This window comes from Balneola sp., from assembly GCA_003712055.1.
Lineage (GTDB): Bacteria > Bacteroidota > Rhodothermia > Balneolales > Balneolaceae > RHLJ01.
This window is the reverse complement of sequence record RHLJ01000003.1, coordinates 175,655-194,594: the sequence shown is the minus strand read 5'-3', so window position 1 is coordinate 194,594 and position 18,940 is coordinate 175,655. Positions and strand designations below refer to the sequence as shown.

Annotated in this window: 16 protein-coding genes; 7 read left to right on the top strand and 9 right to left on the bottom strand. The window is 39.7% G+C overall.

Features of this window, described 5'->3' with window-relative positions:
* Positions 1–22 precede the first annotated feature (22 nt).
* From ED557_08225 to ED557_08200, 6 genes are all read right to left on the bottom strand, one after another.
* A complete protein-coding gene (locus ED557_08225; protein RNC83755.1) occupies positions 23–742 on the bottom strand; it encodes a UMP kinase in 720 nt (239 codons plus the stop codon).
* Between the two features lie 94 nt (positions 743–836).
* Entirely contained in the window at positions 837–1,670 is an 834-nt protein-coding gene (locus tag ED557_08220; protein ID RNC83754.1) for an elongation factor Ts, read from the bottom strand.
* A gap of 28 nt (positions 1,671–1,698) precedes the next feature.
* The gene (rpsB, locus tag ED557_08215; GenBank protein RNC83753.1) at positions 1,699–2,580 is read right to left on the bottom strand and encodes a 30S ribosomal protein S2; all 882 of its coding nucleotides are present in this window, start codon (positions 2,578–2,580) and stop codon (positions 1,699–1,701) included.
* 128 nt (positions 2,581–2,708) lie between these two features.
* Positions 2,709–3,095, bottom strand: coding sequence for a 30S ribosomal protein S9 (locus ED557_08210; GenBank protein ID RNC83752.1), 387 nt, complete (start codon positions 3,093–3,095; stop codon positions 2,709–2,711).
* An 11-nt stretch (positions 3,096–3,106) separates the two neighbouring features.
* On the bottom strand, positions 3,107–3,550 hold the full coding sequence (locus ED557_08205) for a 50S ribosomal protein L13 (protein RNC83751.1): 444 nt from the start codon (positions 3,548–3,550) through the stop codon (positions 3,107–3,109).
* 80 nt (positions 3,551–3,630) lie between these two features.
* The gene (locus tag ED557_08200; protein RNC83750.1) at positions 3,631–4,059 is read right to left on the bottom strand and encodes a hypothetical protein; all 429 of its coding nucleotides are present in this window, start codon (positions 4,057–4,059) and stop codon (positions 3,631–3,633) included.
* A gap of 223 nt (positions 4,060–4,282) precedes the next feature.
* Between ED557_08200 and acnA the strand changes: the two genes are divergently transcribed.
* The 3 genes from acnA (at position 4,283) to ED557_08185 (ending at position 9,667) form a co-directional block, all read left to right on the top strand.
* Complete coding sequence (acnA, locus tag ED557_08195) at positions 4,283–6,988, top strand: aconitate hydratase AcnA (GenBank protein RNC83749.1); 2,706 nt, start codon at positions 4,283–4,285, stop codon at positions 6,986–6,988.
* A gap of 112 nt (positions 6,989–7,100) precedes the next feature.
* The gene (locus ED557_08190; GenBank protein ID RNC83748.1) at positions 7,101–8,234 is read left to right on the top strand and encodes a GAF domain-containing protein; all 1,134 of its coding nucleotides are present in this window, start codon (positions 7,101–7,103) and stop codon (positions 8,232–8,234) included.
* An 11-nt stretch (positions 8,235–8,245) separates the two neighbouring features.
* Positions 8,246–9,667: a DASS family sodium-coupled anion symporter gene (locus ED557_08185; GenBank protein ID RNC83747.1), complete on the top strand. Its 1,422-nt coding sequence runs from the start codon at positions 8,246–8,248 to the stop codon at positions 9,665–9,667.
* Between the two features lie 37 nt (positions 9,668–9,704).
* Here ED557_08185 and ED557_08180 read toward each other — a convergent pair whose 3' ends face one another.
* Genes ED557_08180 through ED557_08170 form a run of 3 tightly spaced genes read right to left on the bottom strand, consistent with a single transcriptional unit; the run spans position 9,705 to position 12,661 of the window.
* The gene (locus ED557_08180) at positions 9,705–10,874 is read right to left on the bottom strand and encodes an FAD-dependent monooxygenase (protein RNC83746.1); all 1,170 of its coding nucleotides are present in this window, start codon (positions 10,872–10,874) and stop codon (positions 9,705–9,707) included.
* Positions 10,852–11,559: a methyltransferase domain-containing protein gene (locus tag ED557_08175; GenBank protein ID RNC83745.1), complete on the bottom strand. Its 708-nt coding sequence runs from the start codon at positions 11,557–11,559 to the stop codon at positions 10,852–10,854. Before ED557_08175 ends, ED557_08180 begins: the two co-directional genes overlap by 23 nt.
* A 1-nt stretch (position 11,560) precedes the next feature.
* On the bottom strand, positions 11,561–12,661 hold the full coding sequence (locus ED557_08170) for a type III polyketide synthase (GenBank protein RNC83744.1): 1,101 nt from the start codon (positions 12,659–12,661) through the stop codon (positions 11,561–11,563).
* Between the two features lie 198 nt (positions 12,662–12,859).
* Between ED557_08170 and ED557_08165 the strand changes: the two genes are divergently transcribed.
* From ED557_08165 to ED557_08150, 4 genes are read left to right on the top strand one after another with little or no spacing between them, the layout of a single operon-like run.
* On the top strand, positions 12,860–13,825 hold the full coding sequence (locus ED557_08165; protein RNC83743.1) for a hypothetical protein: 966 nt from the start codon (positions 12,860–12,862) through the stop codon (positions 13,823–13,825).
* A gap of 24 nt (positions 13,826–13,849) precedes the next feature.
* Positions 13,850–14,527: a hypothetical protein gene (locus ED557_08160; protein ID RNC83742.1), complete on the top strand. Its 678-nt coding sequence runs from the start codon at positions 13,850–13,852 to the stop codon at positions 14,525–14,527.
* A 4-nt stretch (positions 14,528–14,531) separates the two neighbouring features.
* Positions 14,532–15,710 (top strand): hypothetical protein, encoded by a 1,179-nt coding sequence (locus ED557_08155; protein ID RNC83741.1) that lies wholly within the window; start codon positions 14,532–14,534, stop codon positions 15,708–15,710.
* A 21-nt stretch (positions 15,711–15,731) separates the two neighbouring features.
* A complete protein-coding gene (locus tag ED557_08150; protein ID RNC83740.1) occupies positions 15,732–18,914 on the top strand; it encodes a T9SS C-terminal target domain-containing protein in 3,183 nt (1,060 codons plus the stop codon).
* Positions 18,915–18,940 lie beyond the last annotated feature (26 nt).

Here is an 18,940-nt window from a genome sequence, read left to right as displayed (position 1 = left end):
AGTTGCCCTTATCGTGGAAAAATCACTCCCAAACCACCGTAGTACCCAAATCCTCGCCGTCGCAGACAATCTTCTTAAAGTTTCCTGGTGTATTCATATTGAATACAATGATTGGGGTTGAGTTTTCACGGCAGAGGGTGAAAGCGGTAAGATCCATTACCGAGAGGCGCCTCTTCAAGACTTCATCACCAGTAATAACATCGAATTTTTGAGCATCAGGGTTTTTCTCCGGATCAGCATCAAAGATGCCATCCACACGAGTTCCTTTTAGAATCACATCGGCTTCCACTTCAATAGCTCGAAGTGCTCCAGCCGTATCAGTAGTGAAATAGGGGTTCCCTGTTCCTGCACCAAAAATTACCACTCGACCTTTTTCCAGGTGACGCACTGCTCGTCGTCTTATAAAAGGTTCAGCAATAGCTTCCATTCGAATGGCGCTCAGTAAACGTGTCTTTACATCCTGTCTTTCGAGTGCGTCCTGAAGAGCCATGCTGTTTATCATAGTGGCAAGCATGCCCATATAATCGCCCTGCACACGATCCATTCCTTCTGTGGCACCTTTTACTCCCCGGAAGATATTTCCTCCGCCAATCACAATGGATACCTCAACACCTTCTTCCTGAACAGCTTTGATTTCAGAAGCGTATTGGGTGAGGATATTACCATCAATTCCATGTCCTTGTTCTCCAAGGAGCGCTTCTCCACTTAGTTTTAGAAGGATGCGTTTGTACTTATTTGCCACTGGATGTAGGTGTAGTTAGTTGCGATTCAAAAAGTAAAGACCAAAAAAAAGGCTGTCCCGAAAATCGAAACAGCCAAAGGTATAAAAATTTGGGTTAAGCGTCTTCCCCTAATTGGATTCGGTGGAAGGCCTTTGCCAAAGGAGCGCCGTTTTGCTCTAAATACTGTTTTACAGATACTCCGTTATCCTTAACGAATTTTTGGTTCAACAGAACACGCTCTTCATAGAACCTTCTAAGCTTACCCTGAGCTGCTTTTTCAGCGATCTCAGCAGGCTTGCCTTCGTTGATCAATTGCTCTTTAGCAATTTCAAGTTCTTTTTCTACAACAGATGCGTCAACCTGGTCCTGAGTAACAGCAATTGGCTTCATAGCAGCTACTTGCATAGCTACATCTTTTCCGATTTCATCGTTACTCATTTCACCATCAAATTCTACAAGCACACCAAGCTGGTTACCTGGGTGGATGTAAGAAACGAGAGAACCATCAGTTTTAACCAATACAACCGTACTGATTTGAATTTTCTCACCAATTTTTCCTGTCATATCCTGTAGGTGGTCTCCAATAGTAGAACCATTTACTTCAAATGCATACAAGTCATCAACATTGTCGATGTCGTTGTCATAAGCTGCATTTAAGAAAGTATCAGCCTGAGCCTGGAAGTCTTCGTTTCTAGCTACGAAGTCAGTTTCGCAATTAATTTCGATAGCTGCAGCTTTCTTGGCATCGTCGCTGATGCGGGTGATAATCAACCCTTCTTTTGCTTCTCTATCAGCACGCTTGTCAGCTACTTTTTGTCCCTTTTTCCTTAGGATTTCAACAGCTTTATCGAAATCACCATCAGCTTCGGCCAGGGCTTTTTTACAGTCCATCATACCGGCGCCGGTCATATCTCTTAATTTTTTTACGTCAGCAGCAGAAATGCTCATTGTCTTAATAAGTATTTGGGATTAATTGTTATTCTTCTTCGTCGGCAGCTGCTTCCTCTTCTTCAGTAGCCACTTCATCTTGTGCTTCTAAAGTAGGTTCAGCTGTTTTTCTTTTTCTTCTTGAACGAAGCTTAGTTTTCACTTCCACTTCTTCATCTCCACTCTGAGCTTCTTTGGCTTCCATAGCAGCTTGCTCAAGTAATTCTTCTTCGTTGTGAGCTTCACGTTCTGCAGCTCCTTCAATAATAGCGTCAGCAACCTGAGAACTAATTAATTGAATAGTTCGTGCAGAGTCATCATTACAAGGGATGATGAAATCTGGAACATCAGGATCACTGTTGGTATCAACCATAGCAATGATTGGGATGTGAAGTTTAATTGCTTCACTAACTGCAAGGTGCTCTTTGATGATATCTACCACAAAGATGGCTCCTGGAAGTCGGCTCATGTTTGCAATACCGCCAAGAGTATCTTCCAGTTTTTGCTGCTCACGAGAAAGCATCAAGCCTTCTTTCTTTGTTAGCTCATTGATGGTACCATCAGTTTTCATGCGCTCAATCTCTTCCATGCGAGAGATACTCTTGCGAACGGTTGAGAAGTTGGTAAGCATACCGCCTAACCATCTATGAGTAACGTAAGGCATACCAGCTCTAATAGCTTCTGTCTTGATGATGTCGGTAGACTGCTTTTTAGTACCAACAAAAAGAATAGTTTTGCCAGCTCTGGAAAGTTTTTGAACTTCGTCGAGCGCTTCTTGTAAATAGTTCTGGGTTTTCTTCAGGTCAATGATGTGAATCCCGTTGCGTTGCATGAAGATGAAATCTTTCATTTTTGGATTCCATCGACGGGTTAAGTGACCAAAATGTGCACCTGATTTTAACAGGTCTTCAATAGATGCTGCTTTAGGCATTGTAGTATTTATGTTTAGGTTAATCCTCTGCGCGGGTCAACCTCAAAAACCAATCCCGATAAATATCGGGACACCAGGTTATGAGTCGCCACACATGTGTGTTAAAAAATCGTTGCGCGAATATAAAATTAACGCTTAGAGAACTGGAATCTCTTTCGTGCCTTTGGTTGACCGTATTTCTTACGCTCTACCATTCGGGAATCACGAGTAAGAAGACCATGCTCTTTCAAAATAGAATGAAGTTCGTTGTTCTCTCCATCTAAAGCACGTGCGAGAGCGTGAGAAATCGCTCCGGCTTGTCCTGCTTTTCCACCGCCACGTACAGTAACTTTGATGTCGTATGTACCTTCAGTTTCAGTTACATGCATTGGTAACAATGCAATGTTTCGGATGGATTTAACAGGAAGATATTCTTCAATAGGAGTTTTGTTTACAAGGAACTCACCTTTACCAGGCTTGATGTACAAGCGAGCTGTTGAGGTCTTTCTTCTTCCGACGTAATTAGCTTGTGCCATTATAAAATCGATTAAATCTCGATGGTTACAGGATTCTGAGCTGTTTGATCGTGAACAGGACCAGCATAAACTCTTAGGTTAGTAAGAAGTTTGCGTCCAAGACGATTTTTAGGAAGCATTCCTTTAACAGCTTTCATAACTAATGATGTTGGGTCTTTTGCCAACATATCTTCGGCGCTGGTGAAGCGCTCGCCACCTGGATAAAAAGTGTGACGGAAGTACATTTTGTCCGTCATTTTTTTTCCAGTCAATTTTACTTTCTCCGCATTAATAACAATTACATTATCACCGGTGTCCATGTGTGGAGTGAAAGTGGGCTTATTTTTGCCTCTCAAAATAGATGCTACAACAGTACTCAGGCGGCCGAGTGGTACATCTTCTGCGTCAACTAACACCCAATTCTTCTGGATGTCGCTCGGCTTAGCTGAGAATGTTTTAAAACTTAAAGTATCCACGATAAATTCGTTTATTTGCTTTTTGGGAAAGACTCAAAAAATACGGTGAAATAAATCTTATATCAATAAATATTTTGCTTCTATGCCATCTTATTTTGGATCAAGTGCTCCAGCTCAATTGCATACTCTTCACTTTTGAGTTTTAAAACGCCGTTCCGGGCTTTTTTTGTTTCTGGGTGAATTGCGTTAAACTTTATAATCTTACCTTTTCTATTAAGCATGCCGATTTTTGAATATTCGATTCTCAAAAAATCATCCGTAGCACAAAAATAAAAGATAATTAGTAATGCAGGGACAAATCCAAAGCCAAAACCAAATAAAACGAGAGGTAAAATGGTCAGACCTAAGAAAATCAAAAGTCGGCTAGAAAAAGACCAAGCTTTTTTACCATTATATTCCAAAAAATTGACATGGAGTTTTACTGTTCCACTTCTTATAAATCCAAATTTATCATTCGATAAAAGACTCCCAAATGTGACTTTATATTCTTTTTTTTCTGTTTTTTGCATTGATTTGTAAGTAGTTAGATTGATTTGAATAGGGAAATGAAACTTAAGGACTACAAAGCTTTAATTTAACGCACTTCTAGAGCAAGAATATTGAGGTCTCTCTTTTTCCCTGTTTTAAAGTAAGTAAGAAATTTATAAGCAACTAAAATAGTTGCTTCAAAAGATAAAGGAAGAAAAGATTCGTATCTTCTTACCCTTTTTTTGAAATCCTTAAACCACTGAGATGAGCGATAAATTTAAGAGCACTAAAAAGACATTTGATACAGGGAATGGAGAAGCTGTTTTTTACAGCGTACCGGAATTAAAAAACTTAGGATATTCGAACATTGATACACTGCCTTTTTCAATCAAGATTTTGTTAGAAGCAGTACTGCGAGAAAATGATGGATATGCCATTACCGATGAAGATATCGAAACCCTTGCTACCTATAATGCAGCAAAGCCGGAAGGTGAAATTCCTTTTAAACCCTCGAGGGTAGTCCTCCAGGATTTTACCGGGGTACCTGCGGTAGTAGATTTAGCAGCTCTTCGCTCAGCCATGGAAAGAATGGGTGGAAATCCCAATGCCATCAATCCGCAAGTTCCTGTAGACCTGGTAATTGATCACTCTGTTCAGGTTGATGCCTTCGGACAAGAATATGCCTTTATGTTCAATGTGGAAAAGGAAATGGAGCGTAACAAAGAGCGCTATGAATTTTTAAAGTGGGGAAAAGAAGCTTTTGATAATTTCCGGGTTGTTCCTCCAGGCCGAGGAATTGTTCACCAGGTGAACCTGGAATATCTTGGGCGCGGAGTATTTACCAGAGAGGAAGCTGATGGTGCTAAAACTGCTTATCCAGATACTCTAGTTGGAACCGATTCTCACACTACCATGATTAATGGATTAGGGATTTTAGGTTGGGGCGTTGGCGGTATTGAAGCAGAAGCTGCAATGCTCGGACAACCTATTTCTATGTTGGTGCCGGAAGTAGTAGGAATGAAACTGACCGGAAAACTGAGAGAAGGTGTTACTGCTACCGACCTTACTCTTACCGTAACCCAAATGCTCAGAAAGCATAAAGTGGTAGGTAAATTTGTGGAGTTCTATGGTGATGGAATCAGCAACATGAGTCTTCCGGATCGAGCGACTATTGCAAATATGGCCCCTGAATATGGTGCTACAATGGGATTCTTCCCGATCGATGAAGAGTCGCTTCGCTATATGAGAAGAACTGGACGTTCGGAAGAATTGGTACAACTGGTAGAAAACTATACCAAAGCTCAGGGATTATTCAGAACAGATGCTACTCCGGATCCTGAATTTACTTCTACCCTGGAACTTGACCTCAGCACGGTAGAGACTTCCTTAGCTGGGCCAAAGCTTCCCCATGATCGAATCGCACTTCACAACATGAAGCCAGCATTTGAAAATGCCCTGGTAAGTGACAATCCAACCATGGGATTCAATCTTTCTGAAGATAGATTGACAAATAAAGGGCTGTACAAGAACGGTCAGGAGATTGAAATGACTCATGGTGATGTAGTTATCGCCGCGATTACAAGCTGTACCAACACTTCCAATCCAAGTGTAATGTTAGGTGCTGGAATCGTTGCTAAAAAGGCAGTGGAAAAGGGACTAAAGGTTCCTGCTTATGTGAAGACTTCTCTCGCACCTGGTTCAAGAGTTGTTACTGAGTACCTGAATGAAGCGGGTCTGACTGAGTACATGGACAAACTAGGTTTTAATCTGGTTGGCTATGGATGTACGACTTGTATTGGAAACTCAGGACCACTACCTGTACCTGTCGAAACAGCGATTCGCGAAGGAGATTTGATTGCGGCTGGTGTGCTTTCCGGAAATAGAAACTTCGAAGGGCGAATTCATCCATGGGTGAAGGCCAACTTCCTTGCTTCTCCTCCATTGGTTGTTGCATACGCTTTAGCTGGTACAGTTCATATTGATCTGAATAACGATCCTCTAGGTCAGGATAAAGATGGAAACGATGTATATCTAAAAGATATCTGGCCTACTACCGAAGAAATTGCCGAGCACTTAGACAATGCAATCAGACCAGACCTGTTCGAAGAACTGTATTCGGATATTTTTGAATCTCCGGCATGGGAAGAGATACCGGTAGCAGGTGGAGACCTATTCAACTGGGATGAAAAATCTACCTATATACAGGAGCCTCCATTCTTTATGAATATGAGTGAAGAAGCCAAGCCGATTTCTTCTATTGAAGGTGCAAGAGTATTAGTGAAAGTAGGTGATTCTATTACTACTGATCATATTTCACCAGCGGGTAATATAAAAGAGGATGCACCAGCGGGCATTTTCCTAAAAGAAAACGGAGTAAAAAGAGAAGACTTTAACTCTTACGGCTCGAGGAGAGGAAATGATCGGATCATGACTCGTGGAACCTTTGCCAATGTTCGTTTCAAGAATCAATTGGCGCCAGGTACTGAGGGTGGGTTCACCAAGTATCACCCATCAGGTGAAATAACCACCATTTTTGAAGCTTCTCTTAAGTACAAAGAAACGAATACTCCGTTGATTGCTATTGCTGGTAATCAATATGGAACGGGTTCTTCTCGTGACTGGGCAGCAAAAGGTACGAATCTACTCGGTGTAAAAGCCGTGATCGCGGAGTCCTATGAACGAATCCATCGTTCAAACCTGGTTCAAATGGGGGTATTACCATTGCAATTTAAAGAAGGAGATAATCCGGAGACCTTAGGGCTTGATGGCTCAGAGACATTTACTATCCATCTTTCTGACGATATCAAAGCAAGAGGTGAAGTTGCAGTAACTGCTGTAAAAGAGAATGGGGAAAGCATTAACTTTACAACCAGAAGTAGAATAGATACTCCGGTTGAGGTTGATTATTATCGCAATGGGGGAATTCTCCATACTGTTCTTCTCGATTATTTAAAAAAGAGCAAATACTAACAAAAGACTTATATCTAATCCCTGGTTATTTATGGGCTGGGGTTTTTTTGTATTTCTGATATGGATAAGGCATCTTCCAAAGCTTTTTATCAAAAAAAAGTAGGCTTGGTTCATGGCGGAAAATTTTAAGCATATGCAATTATTACTTCATGCTATTGAAGGCATAAACCGGACTATGGAGTTGAAGGCCTTATTGCTCAAGTGTATGAACTCGGCATGCAAATTGATGGAAGCAGAAGCTAGTTCATTGATCCTTATCGACGAAGTAACCGGAGATCTTCAGGTAAGTATACCCACTGGCCCAATTAAAGATAAAATTACCGGGATGACCATTCCCAAGGATAAAGGAGTTGCTGGCTGGGTATTACAAAATAAGCAGCCCTATATCTCAAACTCTTTAGGCAATTCAGATATTTTTTGGAAAGATCTAAGTAGTGAGTTTAATACAAGAAATATTGTTTGTCTACCTCTCTTAAACTCAAGAGAAGAAGCTATTGGAGTAATCCAGGTGTTAAACAGAGAAGGAGGAAAAGACTTCAAAGAAGAGCAAATTCCAATATTTGAAACCTTAGCAGGTCATATTGCTCTCTCTATTGAAAAAGTAAAAGAGGTTGACGATCTCAAAAAGAAGATCAAAGAGAAGGAAGAGAAATTAAAAGAGGTTCACCAGGGCTTGAAAAGTAACCTTGGTGCCATTAATGCATTAGTACAGCTCGAAATACCTAACGTTGAGAATGATCATGCTCGATTTGTAATGAAGGCTACAGGAACCCGTATTGAGGCAATTGCTAATGCACACCATATTCTCTATAACCAGGAAGAATTTGAATACATCGATCTTGGTCTATATTTAGGTCGTCTTACTTCTATGACTACCGAAATATTCGAAAGTGAAGAGAAGGAAATAAGTCTGCTCCTGGATATGGATAAAATTGCATTAAAAGCCAGTGTGGCACTTACTGTAGGTCTTATTACTAATGAAGTGCTTATACATATGTATAATGATGCTTTTGAAAATAGCAGTTATGGCAAAATTGCGTTAGGTGTAAAAAAGGATGAGCAGAATTGTGTGGTTATAAGTATTTCCGATGATGGAAACGGTCTCAATTCCATTTTGGATGGAAGCGAAGAAGACTCATTAGCTTCGGTAATTATTAAAACTCTTGCTGGTAAATTAGATGCCAATCTTAGCCAACGAAGAAATGACGAAGGTGGAAGCACCTTTAATATCTTGTTCTATATCTAGCTTCTAAGAAGATGGAAGCAAATAGGATTTTTAAACTTCTGCTAGGCCCGGTCCTATTTTTTACTGTTAGCAGTTTAGCTGGTTTTCATAATCAGCAGGTATTAATGCTCGGCATAGTAGCCTGGATGTTAAGTTGGTGGATCACTAGTGTAGTTCCCATTGGGATAACCGCCCTTCTTCCAATTATTCTTTTTCCATTGACGGGAGTAATGGGATTACGAGATACTACCATTAATTACGCCAATCCGGTGATTTATCTTTTCTTTGGTGGCTTCGTGATTGGATTGGCAATAGAGAAGTGGAATCTCCACAAAAGGATTGCATTGAACATTATGAAGACTGCTGGAGAGAAACCATCCCGGGTAATTTTGGGGTGTATGCTTGCTACTGCTCTTCTTTCGATGTGGATTAGCAATACGGCCACTACAGTAATGATGCTCCCGATTGGTTTATCGGTGGTGGCGCTACTCAAGGATAAGCTTAACGCCGATAAAGAGGCGCATAATTTCGCTCTTACTCTTATGCTCGGGATTGCCTTTGCTGCGAACATAGGAGGAATTACCACGCTTATTGGAACTCCCCCAAACCTTGTACTAGCCAGTCTTGTCGATGAAGCTGGAATGCCCTCTTTAGATTTTGCAAGCTGGTTCTTTTTTGCTGCTCCTTTGGTGATCGTTTTATTTACCGTAGTTTATCTCATTAATACCAAGGTGGTTTATCCGGTCAAGATCAAAGAATTGAAAGGGATCAAAGAGTTGATAGGAAAGGAACTAACACTTCTTGGGTCTATGACAAAAAGCGAACGTAATGTGTTGGTTCTTACTGCGGTAACTGCTCTCTTTTGGATTACTCGTTCTCAGCTCACTAAGGTACCGGGTCTGGAGGCGTTAAATGATACGAGTATTGCCATTTTTGCTTCCGTCATGCTGTTCATTTTACCATCTGGAAATAAAAGTGAACCCTTGTTGGTTTGGGAAGATACAAAGAGGCTTCCCTGGGATATTTTACTACTCTTTGGAGGAGGTATTTCTTTGGCCAAGGGGATGGAAGTCACCAATATTGTTGGGTTATTGGGAGAGTGGATAAGTTCAAGCATTGCTCCAAATCCACTACTTGTCATTTTAGTGGTTTGTGCTTTTGCCGTCTTCCTTACTGAAATAATGAGTAATGTTGCTTTGGTTGCGGTATTTATTCCGGTTTCCTTTGTGATAGCCCAAAGCTTTGGATTAAGTGAATTACAACTCGCAATTCCGCTTACCATTGGAGCAAGTTGTGCGTTTATGTTTCCGATCTCTACTCCACCCAATGCCATTGTATTTTCAAGTGGTCATATAAAAATGGGAGAGATGGCCAGAGTCGGGATTATTTTAAATATCCTGTGTATTCTAATTATTGCTCTGTACAGCTACTTTTTTGAGGGGTATTTTTTTTGATAACTGTTAGCTGACAGCTGTCTGCTAGTAGTTATCATCAAATCCACCAGCTCTCCAAACCGCGCATGGTAAAAAGCTGGGCAGTTTTATTTTGGAAGGCAGGGCCAGACACGACTGTAGCAATTGCTTTCTTAAAGCCGGGAATTTTATTCTTTCTACCCATTCGCATATTTAATTCTGCCCGGCGTGCCACTTTTTTTGCAATGGGTTTCTGCTTGCTTTCATATACAAACAAATCAGCAATAGGCAGGTCTTTAGAAATTCCTCTGCAAAAGGACATTAAATTGGCTAAATGCCAGGCATCCAGCCAGCCCAGATTCATACCTTGCCCTCCAATAGGACTTACTATATGAGCAGCATCGCCGACCAAAATCACCCGGTCTTTAACAAAACGTTCGGCAAGATAATGCTGAACCCCAAAAGCGCTCATCATTGAATTGGATTGATGATCAATCTGATTACCCGTTCTTTGCTCTATAATCTGAGAGATGAATTCCGGGGTAGGTTCAGAGATATATTCATCCGTTTTTACTACCCATCTTCTTTTCTTATCCGGAATTGGAAAGGATTCTACTAATCCGTGTTTAGTGAGATAAATGACACCATCATTTCCAAATGAGGTAGAATCGTTAAAATCGCCCATTATGTAGGTATCCGGATATCTTTTTCCATGAAATGGGATTTCAGAAGCTTCTCGTACAAAACTATCCTTGCCATCACATCCAATTACATAGCCGATTTCTAAACTTTCCGTTTTTCCACCCATAGCTATATCAATAGAAATATGGTCAAATTCCTGGTTTAGAGCTATGACTTCGGCGCCCTTTATCAAGGCGTCAGGACATCTCTCCATAAATTTTTCCCGGAGTATTCGCTCGGTTTCGAACTGGGGATTGATTAATACATAATTAAAGGGAGGCGGACAGCCTTCGAACGTAATAGAGCCTAACTCCTTTTCTCCATTGTGCGCAATTCCCCGTTTAACCTGTATGCCCGAATTAACGAAATCTTCGGCTATTCCCATTTTTTCAAAAAGCTCGAGCGAAACGGGGTGGATACCAAGCGATCGGGTATCAGAGATAATCTTGCTTCGTTTTTCAAATATGGTGCATGGTATACCAAGGTGGTGTAAACATAATCCCATAAAAAGACCAACCGGCCCACCACCAACTATTACAACATCTTCAGTTTTCATACTCTTTATCATGAATTAATAACAGACGGAATGGGTATTGAGTTTCTACCTTCCAACCGGAAGGTACTGCCTCCGCTAATTCTTTCTTTGTATAGCTACGTTTTATGGAGGCAAGCCCATCAATAGTCACGAAGGAATCACTAAAAAATATTCTGGAATAGGCACTATATAATGCATAACCAATATCACTCCGTCTGATGTCATTAAATATTACTCGTTTTTTAGAAAGTGATATAGAATCAGAAAGTAGCTGATCTGTCTCTGATGCTGTTAGGTGGTGGAGCAGGTTGTTTGAAATCACAAAATCATACTGCATTGTCTTACTTACCAACTGCGAGGAACTACTATACACAAAGCTGACTTCTGATCCTTCCGAATGTTTAGCTACAAAATCGAGCGCTCGTTTATCCGTTTCAATAGCAGTTATTTCGAGTTTGATCCCATCTTGATTTGCCCATTTTGAAATAGCTATAGGAATATCCCCTCCACCAAAACCAATATCCAACAAGCTGTATGATTGATTCGGTTCACTCATGAGAGGTTTCAATTGCTTTGAATAGATATTTCTCCAATTGGAGAGAAACTCATTAATCGTAGCAAAGTGATGATAGGTTTTATTGAGTTTTGCCTGATCACAGTTTTCCTTATCCATTTCTTCAATAATATCAGGCTGGCGATGACGAAGAAAAAAAGGCATGTCAGGATACAACTCTAAACAAACCGGATTCAATCGTCAGACCCGGACCAAACGCAATGGGTAATACCCGGCTTCCATTTTCCGGGCATCTGCTCAAGATATCCTTTAGGACAAAAAGGACTGTGGCGCTACTCATATTCCCATAGTTTGCCAGCACCTTTCTTGAAGATTGAACCTGTTCTTCCTTCAATTGCATTGCTTCAACCACTTTATCAATGATGGCTCTTCCTCCGGGATGAATCGCCCAGGTTTCCACATCTTTTTTGGTAATGGAGAACTCATTTAAGAGCGGAGTGATAATACCGCCAAGGTTTGATTCGATGATATCAGGAACATAAGAGGATAGGATCATGTCGAAACCGGTATCACCAATAGTCCATGCCATATCCTTTTCGCCTTCATAAGCCAGAGAAGAGGCGAAGCCATCCATCTGGTATCCTTTCCCGGCTGGTTCTTTGGATGAAACTAATACTCCGGCAGAACCATCTGCAAATACAGAAGCTGCAACCAGATTATCAAGATCGGTTTTGTTTTGAAAGTGAAGTGTACATAGCTCAGTGCAGATTACCATCACGGTAGCATCTGGATCTGCTTTGCAAAATGCTTCAGCCATTTTAAGGGCGGGAAAAGCTGCATAACATCCCATAAAGCCAAGATGAAAACGTTGAGTAGAGGGTTTGAGTCCAAGACCTTTTACGATTTCAAAGTCGGGTCCCGGGGCATAGAAGCCTGTGCACGAAACGGTAATGACATGCGTAATTTCGGAAGTAGAAAAAGATGTATTTCTTTCTAAAAGCTTATTTCCTATTTCAAGAAATAACTTTGATGACGCTTCAGTATAAACTTCATTTCTCTCTTCCGTAGTAGGACCTTCAACCTCGTCACTAAATGCCCTGTTGAAAAAGGAGTTGGGCGATTCATCCAGTGCGTCATCCAGAACGGTATGCCTTTTTTCTATTCCCGAATAGCCATAAATGGCATGAAGGATGGCCCTAACTTTGCGGTTCTGACCAAGCTTTTCTTTAAGAATATCACGGGCCAGGTTCTGCTCAAAAGACATCTCGGGATTTGCAGAAACAATATCATGAATAAACACAGGCATGAATGAGGATACAGGTTTGTAATGAAAGTTAGAACCTATGTTTTAATGGGAAGGTTCGATCCTAAAATCAGGATGAAGCGCATATAAAAAAATTTATTAAATTCTTAGCTAACAAAAGGTTGTTTTCTATGCTAAAAATGCTTTCTTTTTTACATCGATTGAGAGTTCTTCACTATCCATAGTTAAAAAATTAAGGTCATGAACATGAAAAAAAGTATTCTAACACTAACCCTGTTATTGCTCTTTGTTGGTACCTCAAAAGCCCAGCCAAACACAACTCCAGTTCCTATAGATTTTTCGATAACTAGTACAGGAATAAATAGGTTTATAGCAGATCAATGGAGTTCAATTACAAGTAATTGGACAGGCACTTACCAAGGGCTCAGCTACAATATTACTTTAAATAGACCTATTGTTGATTTAACAGAAAATACTTTTAGAGTTATTCTTACACTTGATATTAATGCTACTGCAGGAGGTAGTACAATTTATGATGATGTTACATCTATTACCCCTGAACTTTTTATCCCTGCTGTAGTAATTAATCCTGATAGTGTAATAGAGGATGTCAGAACAGAGTATAACAACCTTGAAGCAGCTATAGACAACAATCCATTTATTCCAGATCAAAGGATAAGGGATGTTCTTGAAGATATACTTGACGATATTGACTGGATAATTTTTCAAGGAGAAGTACTTACACAAACCACTATCAGATGGACGGATACTTTCGATTTAGGATTTTATGGATTGCCTGAAATATCTTTTGCAATAGGAGAAGGAGAAATAATTTTGACAATATCTCCTGAAATTTATGCAAATCCCCCTGAATACAGTTTCCAATGGAGAAGACCTGGATCTACTTCATATCATATAAGAGTACTCTCTAATAATAAATTTGATCTAAAATCGATACAAAATACTACTACTGCAGGGCAGGCAAGCTCATTAAATGTATCAGTAACCGCAGTATTTGATCAGGCATTGAACAAATATGTTGCTACTTATAGTTTTACAGGAGGTAGTGCAAGTGGTCAGTTACTTTCAAAGCTAAAGATAATGAGACAGTTTATTGAAACGGTTTGGACTGTTCAATCATTTACAACTTCAAATACAGATACCTGGACAAATTTTACGGGTATAACAGAAGTTTGGGGAGAATAATATCTCATAGTAAGTGATGAATTTATGAAAAAGCCTATCATCTTAATTTACTGTTGTATTGTTGTTTCTGTATTCTTTTTTGAAAAATTAAATGCACAAGATAAAGGGCTAGGTAAATTCTTTATTACGGGAAGTTCAGGTGTATATTTTTTTTCTCGAGATCTACAAAAACAAGCTTATGGAAGTCAAGCTTTGTTTCAATATGGAGGTTCGGTTGGATTTCCTGTGGGAAGGGTTACCTATATATATATTCAGTTGATGTATTTCGAAACGAATGGCATTAATTTCGAAAAAATCACTTCTTTTGATACTGGAGGAAGGGTAATAGAAATGAGCACTGAAGCAAATGGTACTTCGGATTTTCAAATGAGAAGAAGTAATATAGGATTCCAAAGATCTTTTCTATTATCAAAATATTTCTCTTTACAGCTTAAGGGAGGAATTACTTTAATAAAAAGTAAGAACCTCATTGAAAGAGAAAATGAGGAGCCTTTTTATGACAATAGGGATGGGTGGCTTGGATTTTTTGGAGGTATAGGGGTTGAAAAGAAAATACGTGGCTCTGCTTTCGCTCTAATTTTTGATAACCAGTATAATACCACAAACGATAATTTCATTGTGTATATAGGAGATTTTGGTGGCTACAGTTATTCATTTGGATTAAGGTATTACTTACCCCAATCCAAAAAAATTTTCGGATAAGTAAATGGTAGAATCAAGGCTATATAATTATAAATTGGTTTTTCTATCATGTTCATTGGTCACAATTATGATGAGTTCATGTAATACGGGAACTGAAAGTGTTAATAATTGTGATTTCCAACCGGGAAACAGGAATTTCGCCTGGCAAGTTGATACCGTAGGTTGGTGGCCGTCAGAAGTAGGGGGGGTCTGGGCTTTCTCTGATGATGATGCGTACGTAATGGGAAGTATTTTCCAATATGATGAGGAAGGAGAATTTATAGGTTATTTAGGATTGCATTGGGATGGAATCAGGTGGTCACCTGATGAAGTTCCTATCTCAGAAATAAAGCATAATTCTGTTGATGTAACTGGTGATAGCTTCTACATGGTCTCAGTTGGTTTTTGGGATAAAAGTGATGAAAAAGTAGGATTAGCTGAGTTTAATAATCAAACCAAAGCATGGAAAGGTACCCAGTTCGAAAGAAAAGGAGCGCTTCGTGGAGTTTGGACGGATCAAGATGGTTTTTTTTTGGCAGTTGGAGATAGTGGTATGATCTATACCAAAGATGGTTATGATTCTGAATGGCTTTACTCTAAAGCACCGTCTGAATTCAATCTAACAGATGTAGATGGTGTCTCCAGAAATGAAATATATATAAGAGGATTCTTATCAGTCCCAGGTGAGCCAAATTATAATCAACTTTGGAAGTATGATGGAAAGGAATGGTACAAGTTGTACGACAATCAAGACACAACGGGCATTTATCTGCAGCTAGGAGATGCATTAGATCCCCTAAACAGTGGAGTAGGAGATGTCGATTCCTACAGGTGTGCAGCTACAGATTCATTATATCTATATCTGATAAGTAATGAATCTTTTTTAATTACTTCAGAAGGTCAATCATTAAGTTATAGTGCAACTAATCTTTCAGCCTTGGGATTGCCACTGAGGCAAAACAATCGTACGGGCTTAGGAATAGACTTATTTAATCCAAATGATATTTGGATTTATGGGACAAGGTTTAATTTTTACCATTGGGATGGACTAAGTTTCCAGAGAATGAATATTCCGGGTATCCCAAATGATGATGTCCAATTTGGACAGCAACGAAAAATGATTAAAACCAGTAATGGGAAAATTTTTTTTCCGACCGAAGTAAACTCTCAAGTTTATGTGGTCGTGCAAGGAGTTTCAAATTAACAATATTAAAGGAGAGCAATAATGAATAGAGTAATAAGAATCTGTTTGTTAACAGTATCAATTGGTTTGATCAATACCATTTCATCCAGTGCAAATGATGTGCAAATTAAAATCTCTAAGACATCGCTTCAGATAGTACTGGATAAAATGATTGAAGCTAGAGCCTTTTCTTATGGTTCAACAAGTAGCAAAGCAATAGTCAATTACTATGGCTACAAGCCTACTTCCGCAACGTTAGAATTATTCTCAGGAAATTCTTTTTCCGTTACCTTCAGTGGAGAAGCGATTGCTAATTTTCAATTAGGTCCATTCAGTTTTGATCTTCCTGGGCTCAGTAATCAAGTAATAGTTGTAAATGGAGATGTAACAATAGTAAATGAGGGAACTGGTTACAAAATAGTGTTGACGCCTACATCCTTTACCGATCAGACAAGTAACTGGTTAAGTGGTGCAATTAATTTCACGTCATTACTTCTAAACCTTCCTGAGATTTCTACTGGTGCTGACCTTCCCTTTTTAGCAGATGCAGCTACTAGTTTTTTTACTTCAGCGACTCCTACTCTTACAACTACCTCAGATGAAGTAACAATAGGTTATACCTTAAAAGCTGGCCCTAGATTTGTAACTGTACAAAATCAGGTAAATGGGAAAACTAATATAGGATCTATTCAGAAAGTTGATGGAATAAGCGGTAGTACTATCACTACTTACGATTCTCCTAATACATTCGAATGGAGTACTGGGACAACAAATAAAGTACAAACTCCATATGAACTAATAGATGAGGCTAATGGAAAAAATAAGTATAGACATTGGGTGAATGACGAAAATGACGTTCAAACTGAAATTGCAACTAGAAGAATTCAATACTCAGTTGGTACAAAGGATGAAGTTTTAGAGGCAAAATTTGATCCAGCACGAAGAGTGGAACTTGATAACTCATTAGAGGGAGGTGCTTTTTCGAATGGAACAGTTACATATGATGGTAGTAGTTATTTTAGTTTTGATGACTATGACTTTTATGACAATACAGTTAGCAAAACGATTGATGCGAATGTTTCAAATGGAACGCAAGGTACAGACTGGGTTTTTTGGAAGTGGAGTGATGGAAATGAAAACAAGCAGCGAAGTATAATTATAAATCAAGATATTGATCTAAAAGCAGAATTTAAGGGTAATCTACGGTCTAATGATTCTGGAACTTTCAAAACTTACCAACGCAAGATTGTCCGTTCTCTAGATGGTTGGGAGCATATGATGTATGAAAGCTTGGGTAATACCTGGTACGAAGCCAAAGCACCTTCTGGCAACTGGGAATTTATCGAGAGTCAAAATGAATTGCATATGGGAAATGGTACTAAGTCTCCTTCCATTGCCGTTAAACCCACCACTACAACCTGGCCATGGCAATATATGACAGTCGCTGCCTGGCAAGACGGCACGAACATACGGCTACAAACCTTCCGCTATAATTCTAGCTCAGGAACCTATGTAAATGCCGCTCCATATGAGATCATATCTACCGGACAATCAGCTTCCTATGATACCCAACCTAATGTAATCTGGACAGATGACGACGATCTGGTACTTCTTTATCGTACAAGTTCCGGGATACAGTACAGGATTTATGAATTTGATTATCCAAATGTATATTTAAACCTCATGACCTCAGGTACTGTAAGCAGTACTTCCGGTGCTAATAATATCGCGGCTACATCAATTACCAGCTCTACAGCAAATAATACATTTATAAGTATCGCCTGGGAAGAAGATATGGGGATTTCTGGTGCTCCCTATTATTGGGGAACGGAGATCAAATATGCCAGCATTAGATATATAACCGGAGCAACATCGGTAACGGTAGCAGTAGCTCCAATGCGCGTTTCTAGCGGATCAGTAGTTCGTAATAAAGAGCCGTCTATAATTAGTACTCAAACAGGGACACATATTATAGGATGGATATCCGGAATAACGACCAACTCTTCCTGGGGTAGCCCTTATGATACGAAAGCGACTGTAGCTACCCTGACAGCGTGTCCGTGGGGCATATGCACAAGCCGAAGTAATCTCGATCATCATGTTCGCTCCGTAAGTGTGAATAAGCTGTCAGATAATAGCGAGGCGTATGTAGGATGGAGCCAGATTTATGATCAATCGGGTTATATAGACTATAATAAATTCGTAGAGAAGTCTGCCTTATCTACCTTTAAGACGCTCAATACAAAAGGGTGGGATCTTCAACTCACGGGAGCTTCTTCAGACAATGATATTTACGCCTTTTCTTTTTATCCGAAAAGCCAACCTTATTACTGGTTGCAATCCAACTCTTTGGGGAGTTATCTAAAACAAGCTCCGTTAACAGCTACCCAAAGCAGAAGCCTGGTGCTCTCTGATACCGCCGGAACAGCAGGGTTTAGTATTGGAATAGGGGAATTATATGTAGATGGGCAACCCATAGCATTTATTCCTTTACCCGAATATGAACCGTTGGAATTTGATGAGGTGCAACCAGGATTTCAGGGTGTGGAAGATGTTGAGCCCTATCTAACCACAGAGCCTTTCCACATTTCCAAAAATACCAAGTTCACTTTTGATGAGCAGTTTAGTTTTGGAGATTCATTAAGTGCATTACAGTTTTTGGGTAGCGACAAGAGGGTTTCTATTCAGATAAACCTTGTTGATGATGCTAGTAATGAGCTTATTGCAACACTAAGGGAGTTTACGATTGATGGAAAAAGAGGGCTAACCAGACAAAAGAAATCCTGGAGTGTAAACACGAATACATTAGAAGAAGGAAATGTAAGAGTTGAGCTGATGGTTCAGGCAAATTTTGAAGGGTTAAAAGCGGAAGTAGAAACCTCGTATTCCGATGACTTTGCACGAGGTAAAGTTCAGGTACAAGATTATGAGGAATTGGAACCGATTCAAGACGAACAGCCTGTAGAATTCATCTTATCCCAGAATTATCCTAACCCCTTTAATCCAAGCACTCAAATAGAGTATGCTATACCGACTACTGGTCTGGTTAAACTCGAAGTATTTGACATACTGGGAAGAAAAGTGAGGATGCTGGTTAACGATGTCCAGGAAGTAGGCAGATATACCGTAACATTTAATGCTTCCGACCTTGCCAGCGGGGTGTATGTGTACAGGCTGACTTCAGGAGATTTTACAGCCACAAAACAATTGTACTTACTTAAGTAGTTCGAATTATAAGAGCCTCATTTTGA